Source organism: Pseudoalteromonas sp. G5_S1_14_S5 (assembly GCF_054968605.1).
The window spans coordinates 26,030-43,059 of sequence record NZ_JBQKUM010000029.1 but is presented as its reverse complement, the minus strand read 5'-3'; the positions used below and the strand labels follow the sequence as shown (position 1 = coordinate 43,059).

The following is a 17,030-nucleotide window of genomic DNA, read 5'->3' as shown; positions in this document are numbered from 1 at the left end:
TCATCGTAGGCTCAGATAGAGCGGCACGGCTAACAATTATAAATAATGGAACCAAACATGATGAAACAGACAAAAATTAAGGCGCTTGCACTAGCGGGTGTTATGGCATTTGGCTTAGCAGCAACGACAACAGCACAAGCTCACCCACGTTGGATTTTGCCATCTCACTTCACTGTATCTAAAGAAGGTGGTGATTGGCTAACGTTCGACGTAACGGCGTCTCACGGTACGTTTGTGTTTGATAAGCCTGCTGGTAGCGAAAATGCTCATGTCATCATGCCAGATGGCCGCAGTGAACGCCCTAACTTTGTGATTCGTGGTAAGCGTCGTTCAATCTTCGACTTCTACTTTGAAGAAGAAGGTACGCACAAAGTGGCTATCAACAACTATCCGTCTTACTACACACAGTATAAAGCGGGTCGTCGTGACACGGTTAAGTGGGTTAAGGCAAACAAAGCTGAGCGCGATTCAGTGCTACCAGAAAAAGCACGTGACGTGGTAACACAAATCAGTTTCACACGTGCTGAAAGCTACATCACAGTAGGTAAGCCATCAGATTCAGTTTTCAAAATTGAAGGTAAGCTACTTGAAATGAAGCCTATTACACACCCTTCAGACATCATTGAAGGCGAACAAGTAACATTCCAGTTCTTCTACAACGGTGAAGTTCAGAAAGGTGTTACAGCGGAAATCACTCGTGAAGGCACACTTTACCGCAACCACCAAGAGCAGATTGACGTGGTGAGCGATGAGAATGGTAAAATCACGTTTACTCCAGACGTAGCGGGTCGTTACGTAATGAAGGCGAACTACAAAGGTGAGTTGATTGACAACCCACTGGCGGACAAAGCGAGTGCCAACGTTCACCTAACGTTCGAAACACTACTTCAATAGTCTGTGATATCGGGCTAGACCCCGATTAAGCGACAAAAAACTTAAGGGCTCATTTGAGCCCTTTATCGCTCAGTTTATGACTGAGAATTTACACTGTGGCTAGGGTACAAACCATGACAATAAAAACAAAACTGAACGCTTTAATGACTCCTTGCTTAGCATTGGGACTTGGTTTCGCTGCATTACCTGCACAAGCACACTTCCCATTGATGAGTTGTTGGTTTGTAGGAAAAACCGTCGCTTGTGAAGCGGGTTACTCTGATGGCAGCAAGGCGATTGATTATGCGGTTGAGATGTACGATTACGAAGACAATTTGATTGCAAAAGAGGTGACTGATAAGCGCTCTATCGTTGAGTTTCCACATCCAGACACTGAGTTTTACCTGGTGTTCGATTCTGGCCACGAATTTCCTGTTGAAGTTGATGTCGTAGAGATCAACGAAAAATGATGATTCAAAGCGTACGTGCCGATACTGGTGGTAGAGAGGGGAAATGGGTTGGATTGATCATTGTATTCATCCTTTGCTTTGCAACCGTCGCGATCCCATTTCATCAGGCGGAATCTCACGTGAAAGCCGCACTTGATCATCAAGTTCTAGTAACGGATGTTGAACAAGAAAACTTGGCGATGCTATCAGAGCTGCGTTTGGCTCATGAAGAAATTCGTGACTTGCGTATGGACTCAGATGGCGAATGGCCAAGTGTTAAGTCACTTAAAGATGAATGGGTTGCGCCATTTGTAGAAGACCAGAGTTGGAAGCGTAAAGGCTCTCATGCTTGGCTACTGGACGAGCGCGGTTACTACTTCTCTACTCCAAGTGAATATCCGACACCAAGTAAACAAGCTACAGAAACTGATCATGGCTTTGCGGATTCTTTTATTCTGAACGCGAACAGCGTTTCTCCTGAAATCTGGATTTTCTTTGGTGGTATAGCAAAACAGCCTAGTGCTTTTGATGAGCACACACTTGAATCTGAAGGTTGGAAAATGGTTGTGAATGAATCAGAAGTTGAACAGCATCATGCAATCGATGCTCACTAAAAATAAGAGATTTACTATGCGAATTATGACTCTGTTCATGTCGTTGTTAGCGGTGTTTATGGCACCGAATACATTAGCAAAAGAATACACGGTCGACAGTAACAAACTGACGATTGGTATTACACTACAACCTTACTACAGCTATGTGAAAGCCGTAGTCGGCGACAAAGTGAACATTCTTCCTTTGGTTGACGCTGGTTTTAACCCACATAACTACCTACCACAACCGAACGACCTGAAGCGATTGAGCCAGATGGATGCAATTGTAGTAAACGGTATTGGTCACGATGACTTTGCGCTTAAAGTTATTGCAGCAGCGCAACGTGATGATTTGGTTGTGATCGAGGCAAACAAAGAGGTACCTTTGCTTCCGGCTCTTGGTCAATCTGTTGGTCAGGGTGCTGTTAACCCGCACACCTTCGTTGGGCTTTCGACAACCATTCAGAAGGTTTACACCATTGCCAGTGAAGTTGCTAAACTCGACCCAGACAACGCTGCGTTTTATCGCAAGAATGCGCGTAAGTACGCAAAGCAATTTCGTTTCATGAAGCGTGATGCGATGTTGTCATTAGGTGAGTTAAATACATCAGGTATGAAGGTTGCGACGACACACAACGCTTATGGTTACATTCTTCAAGAGTTTGGTGTTGATGTCGCGGCGGTAATCGAGCCAGCACACGGAGTTGAGCCAAGTGCTAGCCAACTTCAAGAGACGATCGAGAAAATCCGTGCATCGGGTATTGATGTTCTGTTCTACGAGTTAAACATGCCAAACCGTTTTGTTGACACGATTGAAGCGGAAACCGGCGTCCAGCTTTATCGTTTCTCTCACATGACCCACGGCGAATACGAAGACGACAAAGTCGAAGTTGAGATGAAGAAGAACCTAGAAACGTTGATCGAAGCAATGAAGTTCGCAGCGGCGAACCAAGCTAAAAGTGGGAACGCATAATGCTAGGTCCAGCAATCTCAATCAATAAACTGGGTCTGCAGTACGATAACAATGTGATTCTTGATGATATCTCGCTAGAACTCAAAGCGGGCGAGTGTCATGTGATCATGGGGCCAAACGGTGGTGGCAAGACTTCTTTGCTGAGATCAGTTCTAGGACTGACGCCTTTCTCAGGATCGATCAACATTCATTGGCCAGAAAAGCCAAGTATTGGTTACGTGCCTCAAAAAGCGACATTCGAGTCGAGCTTACCTTTGACGGTCATGGACTTTGTTCTGCTAAATCAGACGCGAATCCCTCTGTTTTGGCGTCGTAAATCAAAGCAGTTAGACCTTGCTCTCGCGCAGTTAGATCGCGTTGGTATGGCGACTCGTAGCGACCGGCGTATGGGACAGTTGTCCGGTGGTGAACAACAACGCGTGCTGTTTGCTCAAGCGTTATTGGATAACCCGAGCTTACTGGTATTAGATGAACCTACGACGGGCATGGACGAGCAGGGCGTTCGCTATTTGGAATCGCTGATTCGTGAATGTGTTGATGAAGGCCGAACGATTCTAGCGGTTCACCACGATGTTACTGCGGTACGTCGACTTGAAGCGAACGTGCATGTCGTTAACCGATTCTTAGTGGATAGCGGCCCACATGAGCAAGTACTGCATCCAACGAAGATCGAAAGCCTATTCCAGCACTACAGTAGTGGCTCAGTAATGACTAATTCGAAGGAGGTTGCGTAATGGATTGGTTACGACAACTTGCCATTAGTGGTGTGGAAGCGGGTTTGTTATCTGAGAGCTTCATGTATGCCTTCATGGTAAATGCTTTGGTCGCAGCCTTATTGCTTGGCCCTCTGCTAGGTGGTCTTGGTACTTTGGTGATTGCAAAGCGTCTAGCTTTCTTTTCTGAAGCTGTCGGACACGCTGCGTTAACTGGTATCGCAATCGGCGTTCTACTTGGCGAGCCGCCAGAAAATCCGATTATTGGGCTGTTTAGTTTCTGTATGATATTCGCGTTGCTTCTGCACTTTGTAAGAAACCGAACCAACGTGCCATACGATACCTTGGTTGGTGTGTTCCTTGCGCTGGCATTGGCTGTGGGGGCAGCGTTACTGATGTACGTGGCTCGTAAGATCAATATTCACATGCTTGAGAACGTATTGTTTGGTTCGATCCTTACGGTAACGGATCAAGACTTAGCGATTCTCGCAGGCAGTTGCGCGATCATCATTTTGCTTTTGATACCGACATTCAACCGTATCCTGCTTACCTGTATTAGCCCTGACATAGCGAAAGTTCGCGGTTACAACACCAGTTTCTACGACTACTTATTTGTCATGATGATTACGTTAGTCACGATTGCTGCTGTAAAGATCATAGGTGCAGTTCTAGTGGGTGCGTTATTACTGATTCCAGGTGCGACAGCTCGACTGCTAACCAAGCGCATGGGTAGCTTTGTGTTGTTATCAGCTCTGCTTGCGACCGTTGCTTGTCTGGTTGGCACGGTATTACCAATGGAGCTTAAATTGCCAGTACCGTCGGGTGCTTCAATCATCATTGTTTCTGCAACGTTTTTCCTTGCAGCAACGCTATACCGAATTGTAAGAAAGGCGTAATCATGACTTCTTTAATTAAACGTATGTCGAACTCAGTCAAAGTAATGGCTCAAGTTGGTGTGCTTGGCAGTGTGTTAATGGCTGGCTTAGTGGTGTCACTTAAAGCGAATGCAGAAGATATTCTAACGAGTACACCTGTAACCTATGCACTAGCGACAGAGCTAACTAAAGGCACTGACATCACGACCGAGTATCTGCCACCAAAACGCTATGGTATTGATCGTCTGCCGAATTGGTTTGGTACCAAGGGAGCAAGCAAAGTGCTTAAGTCTGGCGAAAAGGCGACCGTTGCTCTTACTCTGTCATCGATCTGGCAAGCCGACCCTACATTCGTATACGCAAGACAAGGCAATATCCGCTTGGTTGAGGTCGATGCAGCTCAAGCTATTACGCCTCGAGCACAAGGTGTTGCAGCACTTACGTTATCGAATGGCGAAGTGTCTAAGTATGCTTGGTTAAATCTAACCAACTTAACGCGCATGGCTGCGATTGTGGCTGATGACTTTAAGTTATTGTGGCCAGAGCAGGCTGAAGCTATTGATAGTAATCTGCAGCGCGTGATGTTGGATGTTCGTGAACTGATTAACAAGCAACAAGCTGTATTGCTTGATAATGAGGTAGACTCCGTACTCTTGCTTTCGGAAAGCTTGGAAGATTTTGCGTCTGGTAGCCAACTGTATGTTGAAGACCGCATGTTCAAGGCTGAGCTTGAATGGACAGAGCAAGACAAAGCGAAACTTAAAGCGATGTTTTCGGAAGATGATGCCCTATGGCTTGTTACAGCGAAAAAGCCGAGTAACTTGATTAAGTCACTAGTGCCCAATGAGCGTATTTTAGTAGTGGACTCAGTCGATCGTTGGGGTAGAGCAGGAATTAATGCTCAAGCACCATTCTCTCGTTGGGAAGTAAAGCTATTCAAAGGCTAATCAACGAGATTAAATACATCAGGATCAAAAAAGCAGCCTAAATAGAGGCTGCTTTTTTTGTACTTACCTTTTAGCAAAAAGCCAGGTAAGAATGCACAGTGAGAGCTTAACCTTACTCTGCAGCTTTAGTTTCTTCAGCTTCAACAGTTGCTTCGACAACACCTTCCGTTTGCGCTGCTTGAGCCTGTTCTTCTGCTTCCATCTTTGCGCGTTCAGCTTTAGAAATGTAGCGAGGCTTATTACTTGTATGCAGTTTAGAATTCGCTTTTTTCTGCTTCTTTTTTAGAATTTGATTAATTTTTTTCTTACGGTTCATTACTGCATAGCCTTGTATTTAGTTTAAGCGGTGAAGGATAATCATTTTAGCTCTAGAACTCAATATTTACTACTGGGTTGAACGAGGTTCGGTGAATGTCTATACGTTTGGTTTCACTTAAGAAGAGGGCGGAATGTTAACAATCGCAACATTAGTACAAGCTATTGCGCCATAACGCTTTTGTTCTTTCTGTTGAAACGCTATTTCGATTGGTGACGGTTTAATGCTAACGATCATTGGCTAAGGCTATGTGTTCCAACCCTAGTGTAAACCTCTAAATATCGTGTACAAAAAAGGGCGCTTCATTTGGACGTATTGTCTTTAGTAAAGAGCCCCTAAGTGTATCGCTCAAAAGTAAGGTAACGACTTATTCGCCCGCAATTTGTAGATGAGAGCGTTTAAGGCTTGCAATCAACATGTAAATCGTCGTCGCTAATAAGGATGCAAACAGATAAGTGAACAACCCTGCTTGTGAATCCATGAAGCTTTCTGCCATGATCGGACCTGCAACAGAGCCAATGCTATAGCAAAGCAGCATGATTTGAGTTGCTGATACCAAGTAACTTGGATCTAAGTTACGACTGCCCAAGTTAATAGCAATTGGGTATAGCGCGAACGTTGCCATGCCTAAACACGAATAGGCTCATACCTAATACGTAGAAATCCTGATTAATGGTTAACACGCCAATGCCTGCTACGCCAAGTAGGCAAAACAGAGCCATTAGTAACACCTGACCTACATGGTGAGATAACCAAGTCACCATCGGCTGTACAGCCATACCACCCATGATTACTAATGCCATCAAACCACTAATGTCTTCATGCGCAATATTACGTTGAGCAAGCTCTACAGGCATTAAACCGTAAATTGCCCCTAGCGTAAGTCCTGATACGATGCAGCCGATTAACGCACTGTGGCTCAATTTGCTGAACTGTTTTAGAGACAAAGACTGAGCATGATGGATCTGTGGTGGTGTCGCTTGTCCGTACATCAATACAATGATCGCTCCGAATAGCAGGGTCAACATCGCAATAAAAGGTATACTGCCAGTAATACCTAGGTAACCAATTCCCAACTGACCAACTGCAGAACCGCCGTACAGTGAACACATGTAAATCGCTAAGCGTTTTGCACGTTGTGATTCATCACCGCTCATTAGCCATGATTCAACAATGACGAAAATACCCGCAACCGCCCCCCCCCCCCGCAACAAAGCGCGCAATTAGCCAAACTGCTTGGTGTGGGATTAATGGCAACACAAGAGTCGTTGCGATAAACACGCTCAGTGCCATTACAAACGCGTCTTTGTGACAGATACGTGCAATCGCACGTTCAATCAATAACGTACCCGCTAAAAGGCCTGCATAAAAGGCACTCGCCAACCAACTCGATAGATTACTGTCTAGGCCGTATTCAGATAGCATTAATGGCAATGAGCTCATTAGGTAGCCTGAAGCGACCGCGTAGAAAGACAGTGCAATAACTGGAACGGTTATGCGAGTTGTTGGTTGGATGTTGTCCAATGCAGGAGCCTCCGAAAGGTGAGAAACGATGAATTTTACGCGACTATGGGGGAGAAACTGAATTGGGTAAAACGAATAAAAATGGTCGTTAAGATAAAAGAAATTTGTCGACTGATGAAATTAAAATCCCGTTACAATATTTGGTGATTTCACGAGATTTCATGTGGTCAAAAAGCCGTTAAACCCTTGTTCATTGGCTACTTAATTGAGAGGGTGAAAACAAATCTATTTGTAGCGTTGAAATTAAACTTGAAGTGCAGTTTACGATAAGAGCGCGTCTTTTCGGTATTGGCGTGGTGAGCTGCCACTCCATTTACGAAATGCGTGACGAAAGTTGGCACTGTCAGAAAAACCAACACGCTCAGAAATCTCTTCAATACTCATTTTTGTCGACGATAGATAGTGTCGAGAAAGATGGAAACGAACGTGATCGAGTATTTTCTGGTAACTTGTATCGGCCGCTTTAAGATGGCGACGCAAAGTGCGAGAAGACATGCCCAACTCTGAGGAGATCGATTCTATCGAAGGGTAACATCCATGCCTCTCAAGAAGCATTTGAGATACTTTCTCTTTGAGGCTGGTAGAGGCACTTACCTTTGCCAACATGTCATCACATGACTTGAGACACATTTGTAATGTGATGGTATTAGCTGTGGGTAGAGGAGAGTATAAGCTGGTCGCATCAAATTGCCATTCAAGGCGGTCACTATTAAATTCAACAGGGCAACGGAAAACCTCTGTATAAAGCTCACCGTACTCTGGCTTCGGATAAGGTAAGCGGATCACTTGTGATGGGAAATGCTGTTGCAGCACTTCTTCACACAGACTTTGGATCGCAGCAAACCAATACTCGCAACAAAATGGTAGCACAGAGTCTAAGTCGATCAGTTGTTCTGCGCGAAAGTACCCAACGTTATCCTCAACAGACATCGTCTTTCTCAGTACGGGGCCCGCAAGTTGTAAATATTTGAATCCGATCAGTAAAGCATCTAATAGCGTTTCGCTACTGAACACTGCATAGCCCAACACACCAAAGTCGCTAAATCGTGCCTGCTGACCAACTCGTAAACCTAATCCGCCTTGATCCGTGTTCGCTAGTGCGTTACTGAATACCGCCAACTTTTGCGCCAAAATAATGTGAGTATCTGGCGTATTGAGCTGAAGATCATCAATGTTGCTGCCTTCAAGTAACGTTTCGATACTGAGAGCCGTTGACGTGTAACGATGCAGTAGTTGAAGGTCAAGAATACCGAATGCTTGCATATCGGGTTCATAGACTGCGGTGTATTCCATAGAATTCCTCTTGTTGAAGTTTGTCATCTTAACCGAACACTTAACATTTTTGCCTCTCGTCTGTTCTCACTTCCCTAAGTTAATTCTTTTATTCGTGAGTTCGAAGTTTTACTTGGCTCATTAGAGCTGTGTCCGAATATCACCGGTTTTTGTCTTTTTGAAACCTGTTCGGGATGTTATCAAAATGTTGTAATTTCACAAGTTGCACATTGGTCCGTTTCCAACACTTTTCTCAATAATCACTTTTATTGACGTGACGCTCCAATATGCGACTACCGTAGCAACAAAGACAAAACTCATTACAACGATTAAACGTCTAAGGCGAATGTGACCGCTAGGTCCAGCCAAACAAGGAGATCATGGATGCACAATTTTGCTGTTAACTTAGAACGTAGCACTTGCGTGTCTGGAGGGGCGTCTAAGCCACTTGAGGTGATTCGTCAGTTTGAGTCGCGCTTTGAACGGTCAGTATTGGAAGGATACGGGCTCTCTGAAACTGCGCCAGTCGCGACCTTTAATCACATTGATGGTGATCGACTGTCTGCCAGTGTCGGCCAACCACTGTGTGGACATCTTATCAAGATTGTTGATGTAGAAGGTAACTCGGTCGCAATGGGAGAGTTGGGCGAAGTGTGTATTAAGAGCCCAAGTGTCATGAAAGGGTATTATCAACGACCTGAAGCAACGTCAGAAGCGATCAGAAATGGCTGGTTTTTAACGGGTGATATCGGGCGTGTTGATGAGCACGGGAACTTGTTCATTGTTGACCGTGTTAAAGACATGATTATCCGTGGTGGTTACAACGTCCACCTGAGAGAGAGCGAAGAAGTGTTGATGCGTCACCCGGGGGGCGAGATGGTAGCCGTAGTTGGTGAACATCATGAACAGTTGGGGGAAGAGATTCATGCCCATGTGGTACTGCACGAGCATACACAATGTGACAGCAAAGCCTTAATGGCATGGTGTCGAGAACAACTGGCTGATTACAAATATCCTCGTAAAGTATTCATTCGTAGCGCGCTACCCATGACGGCAAAAGGAAAAATCTTAAAGCGAGAGCTACATCCTTTAGAAGTTGCGGAGGCAATCAATGGATAACTATGACTTTATTATTGTAGGCGGTGGTTCTGCTGGGTGTGTGATGGCTTCTCGACTGTCAGAAGACCCGAGTACTACTGTTTGTTTGCTCGAGGCTGGTGGCAAAGACACGAGCCCCTTTATTCATACTCCAGTTGGCATTGTGGCGATGATGCCGACCAAACTCAATAACTGGGCTTTTGAGACGGTTGAACAGCCGGGCTTAAATGGTCGAAAAGGTTATCAGCCAAGAGGGAAGACGCTTGGTGGGTCGAGTTCTATTAACACCATGATGTACGCGCGTGGTCATCGTTATGACTATGACACTTGGGAAAGTTTAGGTAATGCAGGATGGGGCTATGAGTCATGCCTGCCTTACTTTAAGAAAGCTGAAAACAACGAAGTACACAAAGATGAATATCATGGTCAAGGAGGTCCCTTGAATGTGGCAAACCTAAGGTCACCAAGCCCAATGTTGGAACGCTACTTGTCCGCATGTGAATCGATCGGTGTACCGCGAAATGAAGATATCAACGGAGCCGCTCAGTTTGGTGCCATGCCGACTCAGGTAACTCAGTTAAATGGTGAGCGATGCAGTGCAGCCAAGGCTTACTTGACGCCCAGTTTATCGCGTCCCAACCTTACTGTCGTAACCAAAGCAACCACACATAAGGTCTTGTTTGAAGTTAAGAAAGCGGTTGGAGTTGAATACGGTTCTAACGGTAAGCGCTACCAGATTCGATGTAACAAGGAAGTCATTCTATCTGCAGGCGCTTTTGGATCTCCTCAACTGTTGTTGCTGTCAGGCGTGGGTGCTAAAGATGAGCTGGCGGAACATAGCATCGAGCAAGTCCATGAGCTGCCAGGAGTAGGTAAGAACCTGCAAGATCATATCGATTTGGTGCACTCTTATAAATGCAGCGAAAAGCGAGAAACCTTCGGTATTTCGTTGCAAATGGCCGCTGAAATGACCAAAGCATTACCTCTTTGGCACAAAGAGCGCCGTGGAAAAATGAGCAGCAACTTTGCAGAAGGCATTGGTTTTCTTTGTTCTGATGATCATATCGCAGTGCCGGATTTGGAGTTTGTATTTGTCGTTGCGGTAGTGGATGACCATGCGAGAAAAATCCATACTAGTCATGGGTTTACCTCACATGTCACCTTGCTGAGGCCTAAAAGCCATGGCACCGTGACACTCAATAGCTCTGATCCTTACGATCCACCAAAGATCGACCCAGCGTTTTTCAGTCACCCTGATGATATGGAAATCATGATTAAAGGGTGGAAGAAGCAATATCAGATGCTAGAAAGCGAAGCGTTCGATGATATTCGTGGTGATGCTTTTTATCCGGTCGATGCCAATGATGACAAGGCGATTGAACAAGATATCCGTAATCGTTCAGATACCCAGTACCACCCTGTAGGAACCTGTAAAATGGGCACCGCCGATGATGTACTGGCAGTAGTGGACAAAGATTTAAAAGTTCATGGGCTAGAGAGTTTACGAGTCATTGATGCTTCAATTATGCCGACACTTGTCGGTGCGAATACCAATGCGCCAACCATCATGATCGCAGAGAAAATTGCTGATCAGATCAAAGAGCAATATGGTTTGAGTGAACAAAGCGACTTGAATCAGAAGAGTGATTTGAACAAGCATGAAGCAGGTGAGAAAGCAGAACACGAATTAAGTGTTTAGAAGACAATACGATAAATTGTTGTCTGAATATAGGTTATGAAGCCTTATTTATTAGGGGCTCATAACCTATTTTTGTTTGCCGGTTAATGAATGATTTTAGGCAAACTTATTTAGCTAAAGCTTGATTAAGCCATTGATCAAATTGACCTTTTGGTAAGGCACCGTTGATCGTATCAACACGCTGACCGTTCTTGAATACCATCACCGTTGGGATGCTTCTGATTTGATACATAGCCGCCAGTTGCTGTTGAGCTTCGGTATCGATTTTAACAAATCGAACATCGCCAGCGCGCTCTTTCGCGACATCGCTAAATACAGGTGCGAAACCTACACATGGGTTGCACCATGTCGCCCAAAAATCGACAACGACAGGTTGTGAACTGTTCAAAATCGATTGGAAATTCAGTGATGTACCTTCGATTGGTGCGCCGTCTAGAAGTGCATTTTTGCACTTACCACAAGTAGGGCTTTCTGAAATTCTTTCTGAAGGAACTCGGTTTACGCTACTGCAATCAGGGCAACGAGTGTTGAATGTAGACATAACTTTCTCTTTTTATTGCATCTCCGTGGCTAACGCGATTTACGAATCACGTACGGAACGCTTATACTGTTTAAAACATGAATACGATACTCAAATAAAAACAAACAATAAACAGGTAAATGATGACAAAATTTTACGCCGAGATTACGGGCTGGGGAAAGTGTCTGCCACCAGCTGTGCTGTCCAATGATGATTTAAGCACATTTATTGATACGTCTGACGAGTGGATTCGCACTCGAACTGGTATCGAAAACCGTCGTATCAGTCATGTAAATACCTCTGAGCTAGCGACCGTTGCTGCTCAGCACGCAATGGCGTGTGCTGGCCTAACGGCTGAAGACATCGATCTAGTTATTGTTGCGACGTGTAGCCCAGATTCTCTTATTCCAAATACTGCATCGAAAGTTCAACAGAACTTAGGTATCAAGAGCGCTGCGGCTTTTGACCTTAATGCAGCCTGCACAGGCTTCATCTACGGTGTTGAAACAGCAACTCGATTGATTCAAGCCGGCAACTACCGCAACGCTGTCGTTGTGGGTGCAGAGCGTCTTTCATTCTTCATTGACTGGACCAAGCGTGATACTGCGGTTCTATTCGGTGATGGTGCGGGTGCAGTCGTACTTTCTCGCACTGAAGAGCAAGTTGGTCTCCAAGAAGCGCAAATCGGATGTGATGCTGAAGGCCGAGATATTCTAGCAGTGCCTAAGTTCGGTACTTCTATGGACCGTTTTGCGGCTGATAACGGTTATTGGGACTTTGATTTCGTAGGTAAAGAGATCTTCAAGCGTGCAGTTAAAGGCATGGGGGCGGCAGCGCATACCGTATTGAGCCGCACAGGTATCTCAACAGACAACATTGATGTTGTGATTCCACATCAGGCGAACATCCGAATTATTCAAACGCTTTGCGATATGGCTGGTATTGAGCGTGAAAAAGCCTTTGTGAACATTCAAAACTACGGCAACACGTCGGCAGCGACCGTGCCAATTGCACTATGTGAATCACTAGAGCAAGGTTTTGTTGAGCCTAATTCAAATATCTTGGTTGCAGCATTTGGTGCTGGTTTAACTTGGGGAGCAGGCCATATTAAATGGGGTAACCGTGTAGAGCCGTTAGGTCAATCAGGTGCCAAACTGCCAGAAGTGGAGCAATCAGCATTAGAGCTATTAGAAAAGGCCATTTTACACTGTAAAACGCGCCCTAACTCAGAAAGCGAGTAGCAGTTAAGGTGCAAGTTCGTCTAATGGATAAAGCTGACCTTGGTGGGCAGCTTTAGTTCACCAAGCTACTTTGTTCGACAACAAAACTCGAAGGGTTAGTTACAATTTAACTTAAATGCTGCGCCACGCTTTCTTAACTTCGTTGCAGAAAGTGAAGGGAGATTGTTGGTTACATTATATGGGATCAAAAAGTGGGTTTAGGCCTTGAGCTGTTTTAGAGTTGGAGCAACTTGCTTGTTACCGAGTGCGCAAGGGTTGGAAAAAAGCTGATTCTAGATCCTTTGCCGCTAGTGAAGCAGAAACTTGCAGAGCAAGGCTCGACACTAAAACATGTATTAGTGACCACCAGGGCGGACAACTTTGCACAAAAGCTGTATCAATCTACATTGGGTGCAGAAGTCGAAACTACGATTTCAAATCTGTACTCTGCGGATGAAGTGCTTATGATAGCTCGCAATGTCGGTGAGCGAATCGAATCGCTGAGTTCTTAGAGCTTATTATAATTATCAGTAAATGTTCAATAAGGGGCTTATAGAGTCCCTTTTGTTATTTCTTAGGAAGTATTTTGAAGAAAGTTTTAGCAATTGGCTACGTTTGGCCAGAACCGAATTCATCGGCGGCTGGCAGCCATATGATGTCACTTTTACGCCTGTTTAAACGACAAGGCTGGTCTGTTGAATTCGCAACGCCTGCTCAAGAAACTGAGCACATGATTGATCTCTCTGAAGAGGGTATCACGAGCCAATCTATTAAGCTGAATTGCGATAGCTTTGATCAGTACATCGAACAGCTACAACCTGATGTTGTCATGTTTGACCGTTTCATGATGGAAGAACAATTTGGTTGGCGTGTTGAGAAGGTATGTCCTAATGCCTTTAAGCTATTGGATACTGAAGATTTACAGTTCCTACGCAATGCTCGACACGAAGCTGTTAAGAAAGAGACAGACCTGACGAAAGAACACCTGTACAGTGATCTGGCCAAGCGTGAAATTGCCGCGATTCTGCGCTGTGATCTTTCGTTGATCATTTCAAGTTACGAGATGGAGCTGCTCCAATCTGAGTTCAATATCGATCCAAAGCTTCTACATCATCTACCTTTCATGGTTGATCTTAAGACTTTGCCTGAACGCACGAAAAGCTATGAAGAACGTAAGCATTTCATGACGATAGGTAACTTTAGGCATGCACCTAACTGGGATGCAGTGCTTCAGTTACAAAAGATTTGGCCGAAGATTCGTAAGCAGTTGCCTGATACTGAGCTTCATATATACGGATCATACCCGCCGCCAAAGGCAACCGCTTTGCATAACCCTAAAACCGGTTTCCACATCAAAGGTTGGGCTAAAGATGCTCAAGAAGTGATGGAAGAGGCACGTGTATGTGTTGCACCATTACGTTTTGGTGCGGGCATTAAAGGCAAGTTACTTGACGCGATGAAGCTACAAACCCCGAATGTGACGAGTCAGATTGGCAGTGAAGGCATGCTATCGCCAGGTGAACTGCAATGGCCGGGTACGGTGGCTGACGATATCGATGAGTTTGTGGTTGCAGCAGTTGAACTTTATCGCGATGAAGAAAAGTGGCTGAAAGCTCAAAGCCAGTGTCACTCTATTCTTGAAACGCATTACGAGCAAGATAAGTTAGGCAATCAATTGATCGAACGATTAACGGCGTTGGTTTCTGAGCTTGATTCGCACCGATTGGATAATTTCTTCGGTTCAATGCTCAAGCACCACACCATGGCAAGCACCAAGTACATGTCACAGTGGATAGCTGAAAAGAACAAGACTAAGTAGCAGATACAGCTCAAATGAAATCAAAAGCCCTTAGGTTAACGCCTAAGGGCTTTTTGTTTGTTGGGAGCTCACAGCTAGCTGAATGACAAGGAGCCGATTGTAGGTATAAATGGGATAAGCTGTATTAGCATTGACTAATTTATATTTATTAGTAATATCTAATTTAATGTGATTGAAAGTTATGATGTTTGTGGATAGGAGAGATCTGTGTTGAGTTTGATTCCTTGGAATGCCTTTTTCGGCGGCATGCTGTTGGGCATGTCGGCTATTGTCTTAATGCTCGGGATTGGTCGAGTCGCTGGTATTAGCGGAATTGTCAGTCGATTATTGCCTGTTTGTATCAGTAACAAAGAAAGCAAAATCACGAATACAGAAAAAACTGAAAAGCAATGGCGCATCGCATTTGTTGTTGGAATGGTAGTAAGTGGTTGGTTGTTGATTCCTACCGGTTACCAACTCCCACAACTGGAAGAGATGAATCTCGTAGTGGTGGTTATCGCTGGTCTGTTAGTTGGCTTTGGCACTAAAACAGCGAATGGTTGTACAAGCGGACATGGTATTGTGGGCATGGCACGTTTATCTAAACGTTCAATTATAGCGACTTGTATATTCATGGGTATCGCAATGGCTACGGTGCTTATTAAGAACCTAATGGGTTTGGAGGCATAATGAAAAACTCTTCATTTACTATCCTTGTTGGTTTGCTTTCAGGCATCCTATTTGGTTCAGGTATGATCATTTCAGGCATGGTAGATCCTAACAAGGTACTCGGCTTCTTAGACATTACAGGTGATTGGGACATAAGTCTGGCATTCGTAATGGGCGGTGCACTGATGGTGTTTGCGCCGTTTTATCTTCTAGTCATTAAAAAGCGAGAAAAAGCGATCAATGGAGAGCGATTAGATAGCCTTAATAATCCATTAATTGACAGAAAGCTGGTTGTGGGTTCTACAGCGTTTGGCTTAGGTTGGGGGCTTGCTGGCTTTTGTCCTGGACCAGCGGTGACGAGTCTTAGCGGAGGTAACCCAAGCGTATGGGTATTTATGATAAGCATGCTGGTGGGAATGTGGTTAGCAGGTCCAACACATAAAACCTGTTAAGTTAAACCTATCGTGTATCTAATTGGCTTGATATAAACATTTGAGAAGCCGACTCGCTTTAGCTCTATAGCCAGTCGGTCTCTTTTTAGATCTACAATAATTAGTTGATTGTCGTTGTAACTGGGCAGTGATCGCTGAGTTTGTAGTCCAGAACATCTTGTGTTTTGAATACTTGTTGTTTCGCAGGTTCTGCATTCAATGATTTACTCACCACAATATGATCAATAACAGATCGGAACTGATGCGTACGATGATTGTTTCGGTTAGAGCGCACTTTGCAGTCTGCGCGTGTCTTTCGTGTCGCTAACTGTGCATCAGTATATTTTGTTAACTGTTTCCACATCCAATCTCGTGAGAAAGCGAGGTTATGGTTAAAGTCGCCAAGAATGGCGTAGTCTTCATTCTTGCGCTCCCTTTGCTTTATCCACTTGTTCAGTTGCTGAGCTTGCTCTTTTAAACGTGAGCAATCGCGGTTGGACTTATAAGCACCACTGCATCCTGCTTTTAAATGAACAGATAGCATGTGAATGGGTCTAGTCTCTGTCTTTATAACGATATAGCTAGCAAATCTAAGCTTACTTTTGGGCGTAGTTTCAAGTGGAAAGTCAGCGTAGTCGGTGAGGGTTACTCCTTTACGAACCGCAAAACCCGTGTATTGGTTCACTTCTTTAAATTGGTGGTTGCTGTTCTTGGGTAGCACCCGGTCAGACATTAAGATCTGATATTGATCACCAGCCACAAGTTGTATGGCATTTACGTCATCGACTTCTTGAAAAGCAACCACATCGGCGTTTAAGGATTGAAAATACGTTCCGAGTTTATCGAAGTCGGCTTGCTCTCGTTTATCAGAAAACTTATTCACAGCCTCGTTGGTTGATAACCATTCGATATTCCAACTGGATATGGTTAAAGGTTCAGCAATTGCTTGGTTACCGATTAGGCAGCCTAACATTAACCACTTTTGTAGTCGTTTCATCCCAAATATCCCTAAATTTGTCGACCAATATTGATGAGCCGTTATCCTACAACACTTAGTAAA

At 44.6% G+C, this 17,030-nt stretch carries 21 protein-coding genes; 14 read left to right on the top strand and 7 right to left on the bottom strand.

Translation table 11 applies throughout. The features are described from left to right. The first annotated feature begins 57 nt into the window (after window positions 1-57). The 7 genes from ACTRWI_RS10740 (at window position 58) to ACTRWI_RS10710 (ending at window position 5,423) form a co-directional block, all read left to right on the top strand. Complete coding sequence (locus tag ACTRWI_RS10740) at window positions 58-894, top strand: DUF4198 domain-containing protein (RefSeq protein ID WP_499131224.1); 837 nt, start codon at window positions 58-60, stop codon at window positions 892-894. 113 nt (window positions 895-1,007) lie between these two features. Next, window positions 1,008-1,343 (top strand): hypothetical protein, encoded by a 336-nt coding sequence (locus ACTRWI_RS10735; RefSeq protein WP_499131222.1) that lies wholly within the window; start codon window positions 1,008-1,010, stop codon window positions 1,341-1,343. Beyond that, window positions 1,340-1,936, top strand: a complete 597-nt coding sequence (locus ACTRWI_RS10730; protein WP_499131221.1) for a DUF6162 family protein — start codon at window positions 1,340-1,342, stop codon at window positions 1,934-1,936. Before ACTRWI_RS10735 ends, ACTRWI_RS10730 begins: the two co-directional genes overlap by 4 nt. 16 nt (window positions 1,937-1,952) lie before the next feature. Then, on the top strand, window positions 1,953-2,888 hold the full coding sequence (locus ACTRWI_RS10725; protein WP_499131219.1) for a metal ABC transporter solute-binding protein, Zn/Mn family: 936 nt from the start codon (window positions 1,953-1,955) through the stop codon (window positions 2,886-2,888). Next, window positions 2,888-3,622: a metal ABC transporter ATP-binding protein gene (locus ACTRWI_RS10720; protein ID WP_499131217.1), complete on the top strand. Its 735-nt coding sequence runs from the start codon at window positions 2,888-2,890 to the stop codon at window positions 3,620-3,622. The genes ACTRWI_RS10725 and ACTRWI_RS10720 overlap by 1 nt, the downstream gene beginning before the upstream one ends. Then, window positions 3,622-4,497: a metal ABC transporter permease gene (locus tag ACTRWI_RS10715; protein ID WP_499131215.1), complete on the top strand. Its 876-nt coding sequence runs from the start codon at window positions 3,622-3,624 to the stop codon at window positions 4,495-4,497. The genes ACTRWI_RS10720 and ACTRWI_RS10715 overlap by 1 nt, the downstream gene beginning before the upstream one ends. Window positions 4,498-4,499: 2 nt before the next feature. Then, on the top strand, window positions 4,500-5,423 hold the full coding sequence (locus ACTRWI_RS10710; protein ID WP_499131213.1) for an ABC transporter substrate-binding protein: 924 nt from the start codon (window positions 4,500-4,502) through the stop codon (window positions 5,421-5,423). 112 nt (window positions 5,424-5,535) lie between these two features. On the opposite strand, the gene ACTRWI_RS10705 is transcribed toward ACTRWI_RS10710, so the two are convergent. The 5 genes from ACTRWI_RS10705 to ACTRWI_RS10685 form a co-directional block, all read right to left on the bottom strand. After that, window positions 5,536-5,739, bottom strand: a complete 204-nt coding sequence (locus ACTRWI_RS10705; protein ID WP_499131212.1) for a DUF2986 domain-containing protein — start codon at window positions 5,737-5,739, stop codon at window positions 5,536-5,538. Window positions 5,740-6,106: 367 nt separating this feature from the next. Then, entirely contained in the window at window positions 6,107-6,364 is a 258-nt protein-coding gene (locus ACTRWI_RS10700) for a hypothetical protein (protein ID WP_499131211.1), read from the bottom strand. Then, the gene (locus ACTRWI_RS10695; protein WP_499131208.1) at window positions 6,330-6,962 is read right to left on the bottom strand and encodes an MFS transporter; all 633 of its coding nucleotides are present in this window, start codon (window positions 6,960-6,962) and stop codon (window positions 6,330-6,332) included. Before ACTRWI_RS10695 ends, ACTRWI_RS10700 begins: the two co-directional genes overlap by 35 nt. Beyond that, the gene (locus tag ACTRWI_RS10690; RefSeq protein ID WP_499131206.1) at window positions 6,907-7,263 is read right to left on the bottom strand and encodes an MFS transporter; all 357 of its coding nucleotides are present in this window, start codon (window positions 7,261-7,263) and stop codon (window positions 6,907-6,909) included. Before ACTRWI_RS10690 ends, ACTRWI_RS10695 begins: the two co-directional genes overlap by 56 nt. A gap of 261 nt (window positions 7,264-7,524) precedes the next feature. Next, window positions 7,525-8,556, bottom strand: coding sequence for an AraC family transcriptional regulator (locus ACTRWI_RS10685; RefSeq protein WP_499131204.1), 1,032 nt, complete (start codon window positions 8,554-8,556; stop codon window positions 7,525-7,527). Between the two features lie 363 nt (window positions 8,557-8,919). On the opposite strand from ACTRWI_RS10685, the gene ACTRWI_RS10680 reads away from it, so the two are divergent. Next, the gene (locus tag ACTRWI_RS10680) at window positions 8,920-9,654 is read left to right on the top strand and encodes an AMP-binding protein (protein ID WP_499131202.1); all 735 of its coding nucleotides are present in this window, start codon (window positions 8,920-8,922) and stop codon (window positions 9,652-9,654) included. Next, window positions 9,647-11,332 (top strand): GMC family oxidoreductase, encoded by a 1,686-nt coding sequence (locus tag ACTRWI_RS10675; RefSeq protein WP_499131200.1) that lies wholly within the window; start codon window positions 9,647-9,649, stop codon window positions 11,330-11,332. The genes ACTRWI_RS10680 and ACTRWI_RS10675 overlap by 8 nt, the downstream gene beginning before the upstream one ends. Before the next feature lie 106 nt (window positions 11,333-11,438). On the opposite strand, the gene trxC is transcribed toward ACTRWI_RS10675, so the two are convergent. Continuing rightward, window positions 11,439-11,873, bottom strand: coding sequence for a thioredoxin TrxC (trxC, locus tag ACTRWI_RS10670; RefSeq protein ID WP_499131199.1), 435 nt, complete (start codon window positions 11,871-11,873; stop codon window positions 11,439-11,441). A 122-nt stretch (window positions 11,874-11,995) separates the two neighbouring features. Here trxC and ACTRWI_RS10665 point away from each other — a divergent pair, with 122 nt between their 5' ends. The 5 genes from ACTRWI_RS10665 (at window position 11,996) to ACTRWI_RS10645 (ending at window position 15,991) form a co-directional block, all read left to right on the top strand. Beyond that, the gene (locus ACTRWI_RS10665; protein ID WP_499131251.1) at window positions 11,996-13,093 is read left to right on the top strand and encodes a ketoacyl-ACP synthase III; all 1,098 of its coding nucleotides are present in this window, start codon (window positions 11,996-11,998) and stop codon (window positions 13,091-13,093) included. Window positions 13,094-13,323: 230 nt separating this feature from the next. Further along, window positions 13,324-13,584 (top strand): hypothetical protein, encoded by a 261-nt coding sequence (locus ACTRWI_RS10660; protein WP_499131197.1) that lies wholly within the window; start codon window positions 13,324-13,326, stop codon window positions 13,582-13,584. Between the two features lie 74 nt (window positions 13,585-13,658). After that, window positions 13,659-14,891, top strand: coding sequence for a glycosyltransferase (locus ACTRWI_RS10655; RefSeq protein ID WP_499131194.1), 1,233 nt, complete (start codon window positions 13,659-13,661; stop codon window positions 14,889-14,891). 207 nt (window positions 14,892-15,098) lie between these two features. After that, on the top strand, window positions 15,099-15,560 hold the full coding sequence (locus ACTRWI_RS10650; RefSeq protein WP_499131192.1) for a YeeE/YedE family protein: 462 nt from the start codon (window positions 15,099-15,101) through the stop codon (window positions 15,558-15,560). Then, entirely contained in the window at window positions 15,560-15,991 is a 432-nt protein-coding gene (locus tag ACTRWI_RS10645; protein WP_499131191.1) for a DUF6691 family protein, read from the top strand. Before ACTRWI_RS10650 ends, ACTRWI_RS10645 begins: the two co-directional genes overlap by 1 nt. Before the next feature lie 100 nt (window positions 15,992-16,091). Here the strand turns inward: ACTRWI_RS10645 and ACTRWI_RS10640 are convergent, their stop codons facing one another. Continuing rightward, window positions 16,092-16,967, bottom strand: a complete 876-nt coding sequence (locus ACTRWI_RS10640) for an endonuclease/exonuclease/phosphatase family protein (RefSeq protein WP_499131189.1) — start codon at window positions 16,965-16,967, stop codon at window positions 16,092-16,094. Window positions 16,968-17,030 lie beyond the last annotated feature (63 nt).

Excerpts from the sequence above, each read along its gene's own strand:
- ACTRWI_RS10720 (WP_499131217.1), top strand. The coding sequence starts at position 2,888 with ATGCTAGGTCCAGCAATCTCAATCAATAAACTGGGTCTGCAGTACGAT.
- ACTRWI_RS10715 (WP_499131215.1), top strand. The coding sequence starts at position 3,622 with ATGGATTGGTTACGACAACTTGCCATTAGTGGTGTGGAAGCGGGTTTG.
- ACTRWI_RS10640 (WP_499131189.1), bottom strand. The coding sequence starts at position 16,967 with ATGAAACGACTACAAAAGTGGTTAATGTTAGGCTGCCTAATCGGTAAC.
- ACTRWI_RS10700 (WP_499131211.1), bottom strand. The coding sequence starts at position 6,364 with ATGGCAACGTTCGCGCTATACCCAATTGCTATTAACTTGGGCAGTCGT.
- ACTRWI_RS10705 (WP_499131212.1), bottom strand. The coding sequence starts at position 5,739 with ATGAACCGTAAGAAAAAAATTAATCAAATTCTAAAAAAGAAGCAGAAA.
- ACTRWI_RS10740 (WP_499131224.1), top strand. The coding sequence starts at position 58 with ATGATGAAACAGACAAAAATTAAGGCGCTTGCACTAGCGGGTGTTATG.
- ACTRWI_RS10665 (WP_499131251.1), top strand. The coding sequence starts at position 11,996 with ATGACAAAATTTTACGCCGAGATTACGGGCTGGGGAAAGTGTCTGCCA.
- ACTRWI_RS10735 (WP_499131222.1), top strand. The coding sequence starts at position 1,008 with ATGACAATAAAAACAAAACTGAACGCTTTAATGACTCCTTGCTTAGCA.
- ACTRWI_RS10680 (WP_499131202.1), top strand. The coding sequence starts at position 8,920 with ATGCACAATTTTGCTGTTAACTTAGAACGTAGCACTTGCGTGTCTGGA.
- ACTRWI_RS10645 (WP_499131191.1), top strand. The coding sequence starts at position 15,560 with ATGAAAAACTCTTCATTTACTATCCTTGTTGGTTTGCTTTCAGGCATC.
- trxC (WP_499131199.1), bottom strand. The coding sequence starts at position 11,873 with ATGTCTACATTCAACACTCGTTGCCCTGATTGCAGTAGCGTAAACCGA.
- ACTRWI_RS10685 (WP_499131204.1), bottom strand. The coding sequence starts at position 8,556 with ATGGAATACACCGCAGTCTATGAACCCGATATGCAAGCATTCGGTATT.
- ACTRWI_RS10675 (WP_499131200.1), top strand. The coding sequence starts at position 9,647 with ATGGATAACTATGACTTTATTATTGTAGGCGGTGGTTCTGCTGGGTGT.
- ACTRWI_RS10710 (WP_499131213.1), top strand. The coding sequence starts at position 4,500 with ATGACTTCTTTAATTAAACGTATGTCGAACTCAGTCAAAGTAATGGCT.
- ACTRWI_RS10730 (WP_499131221.1), top strand. The coding sequence starts at position 1,340 with ATGATGATTCAAAGCGTACGTGCCGATACTGGTGGTAGAGAGGGGAAA.
- ACTRWI_RS10725 (WP_499131219.1), top strand. The coding sequence starts at position 1,953 with ATGCGAATTATGACTCTGTTCATGTCGTTGTTAGCGGTGTTTATGGCA.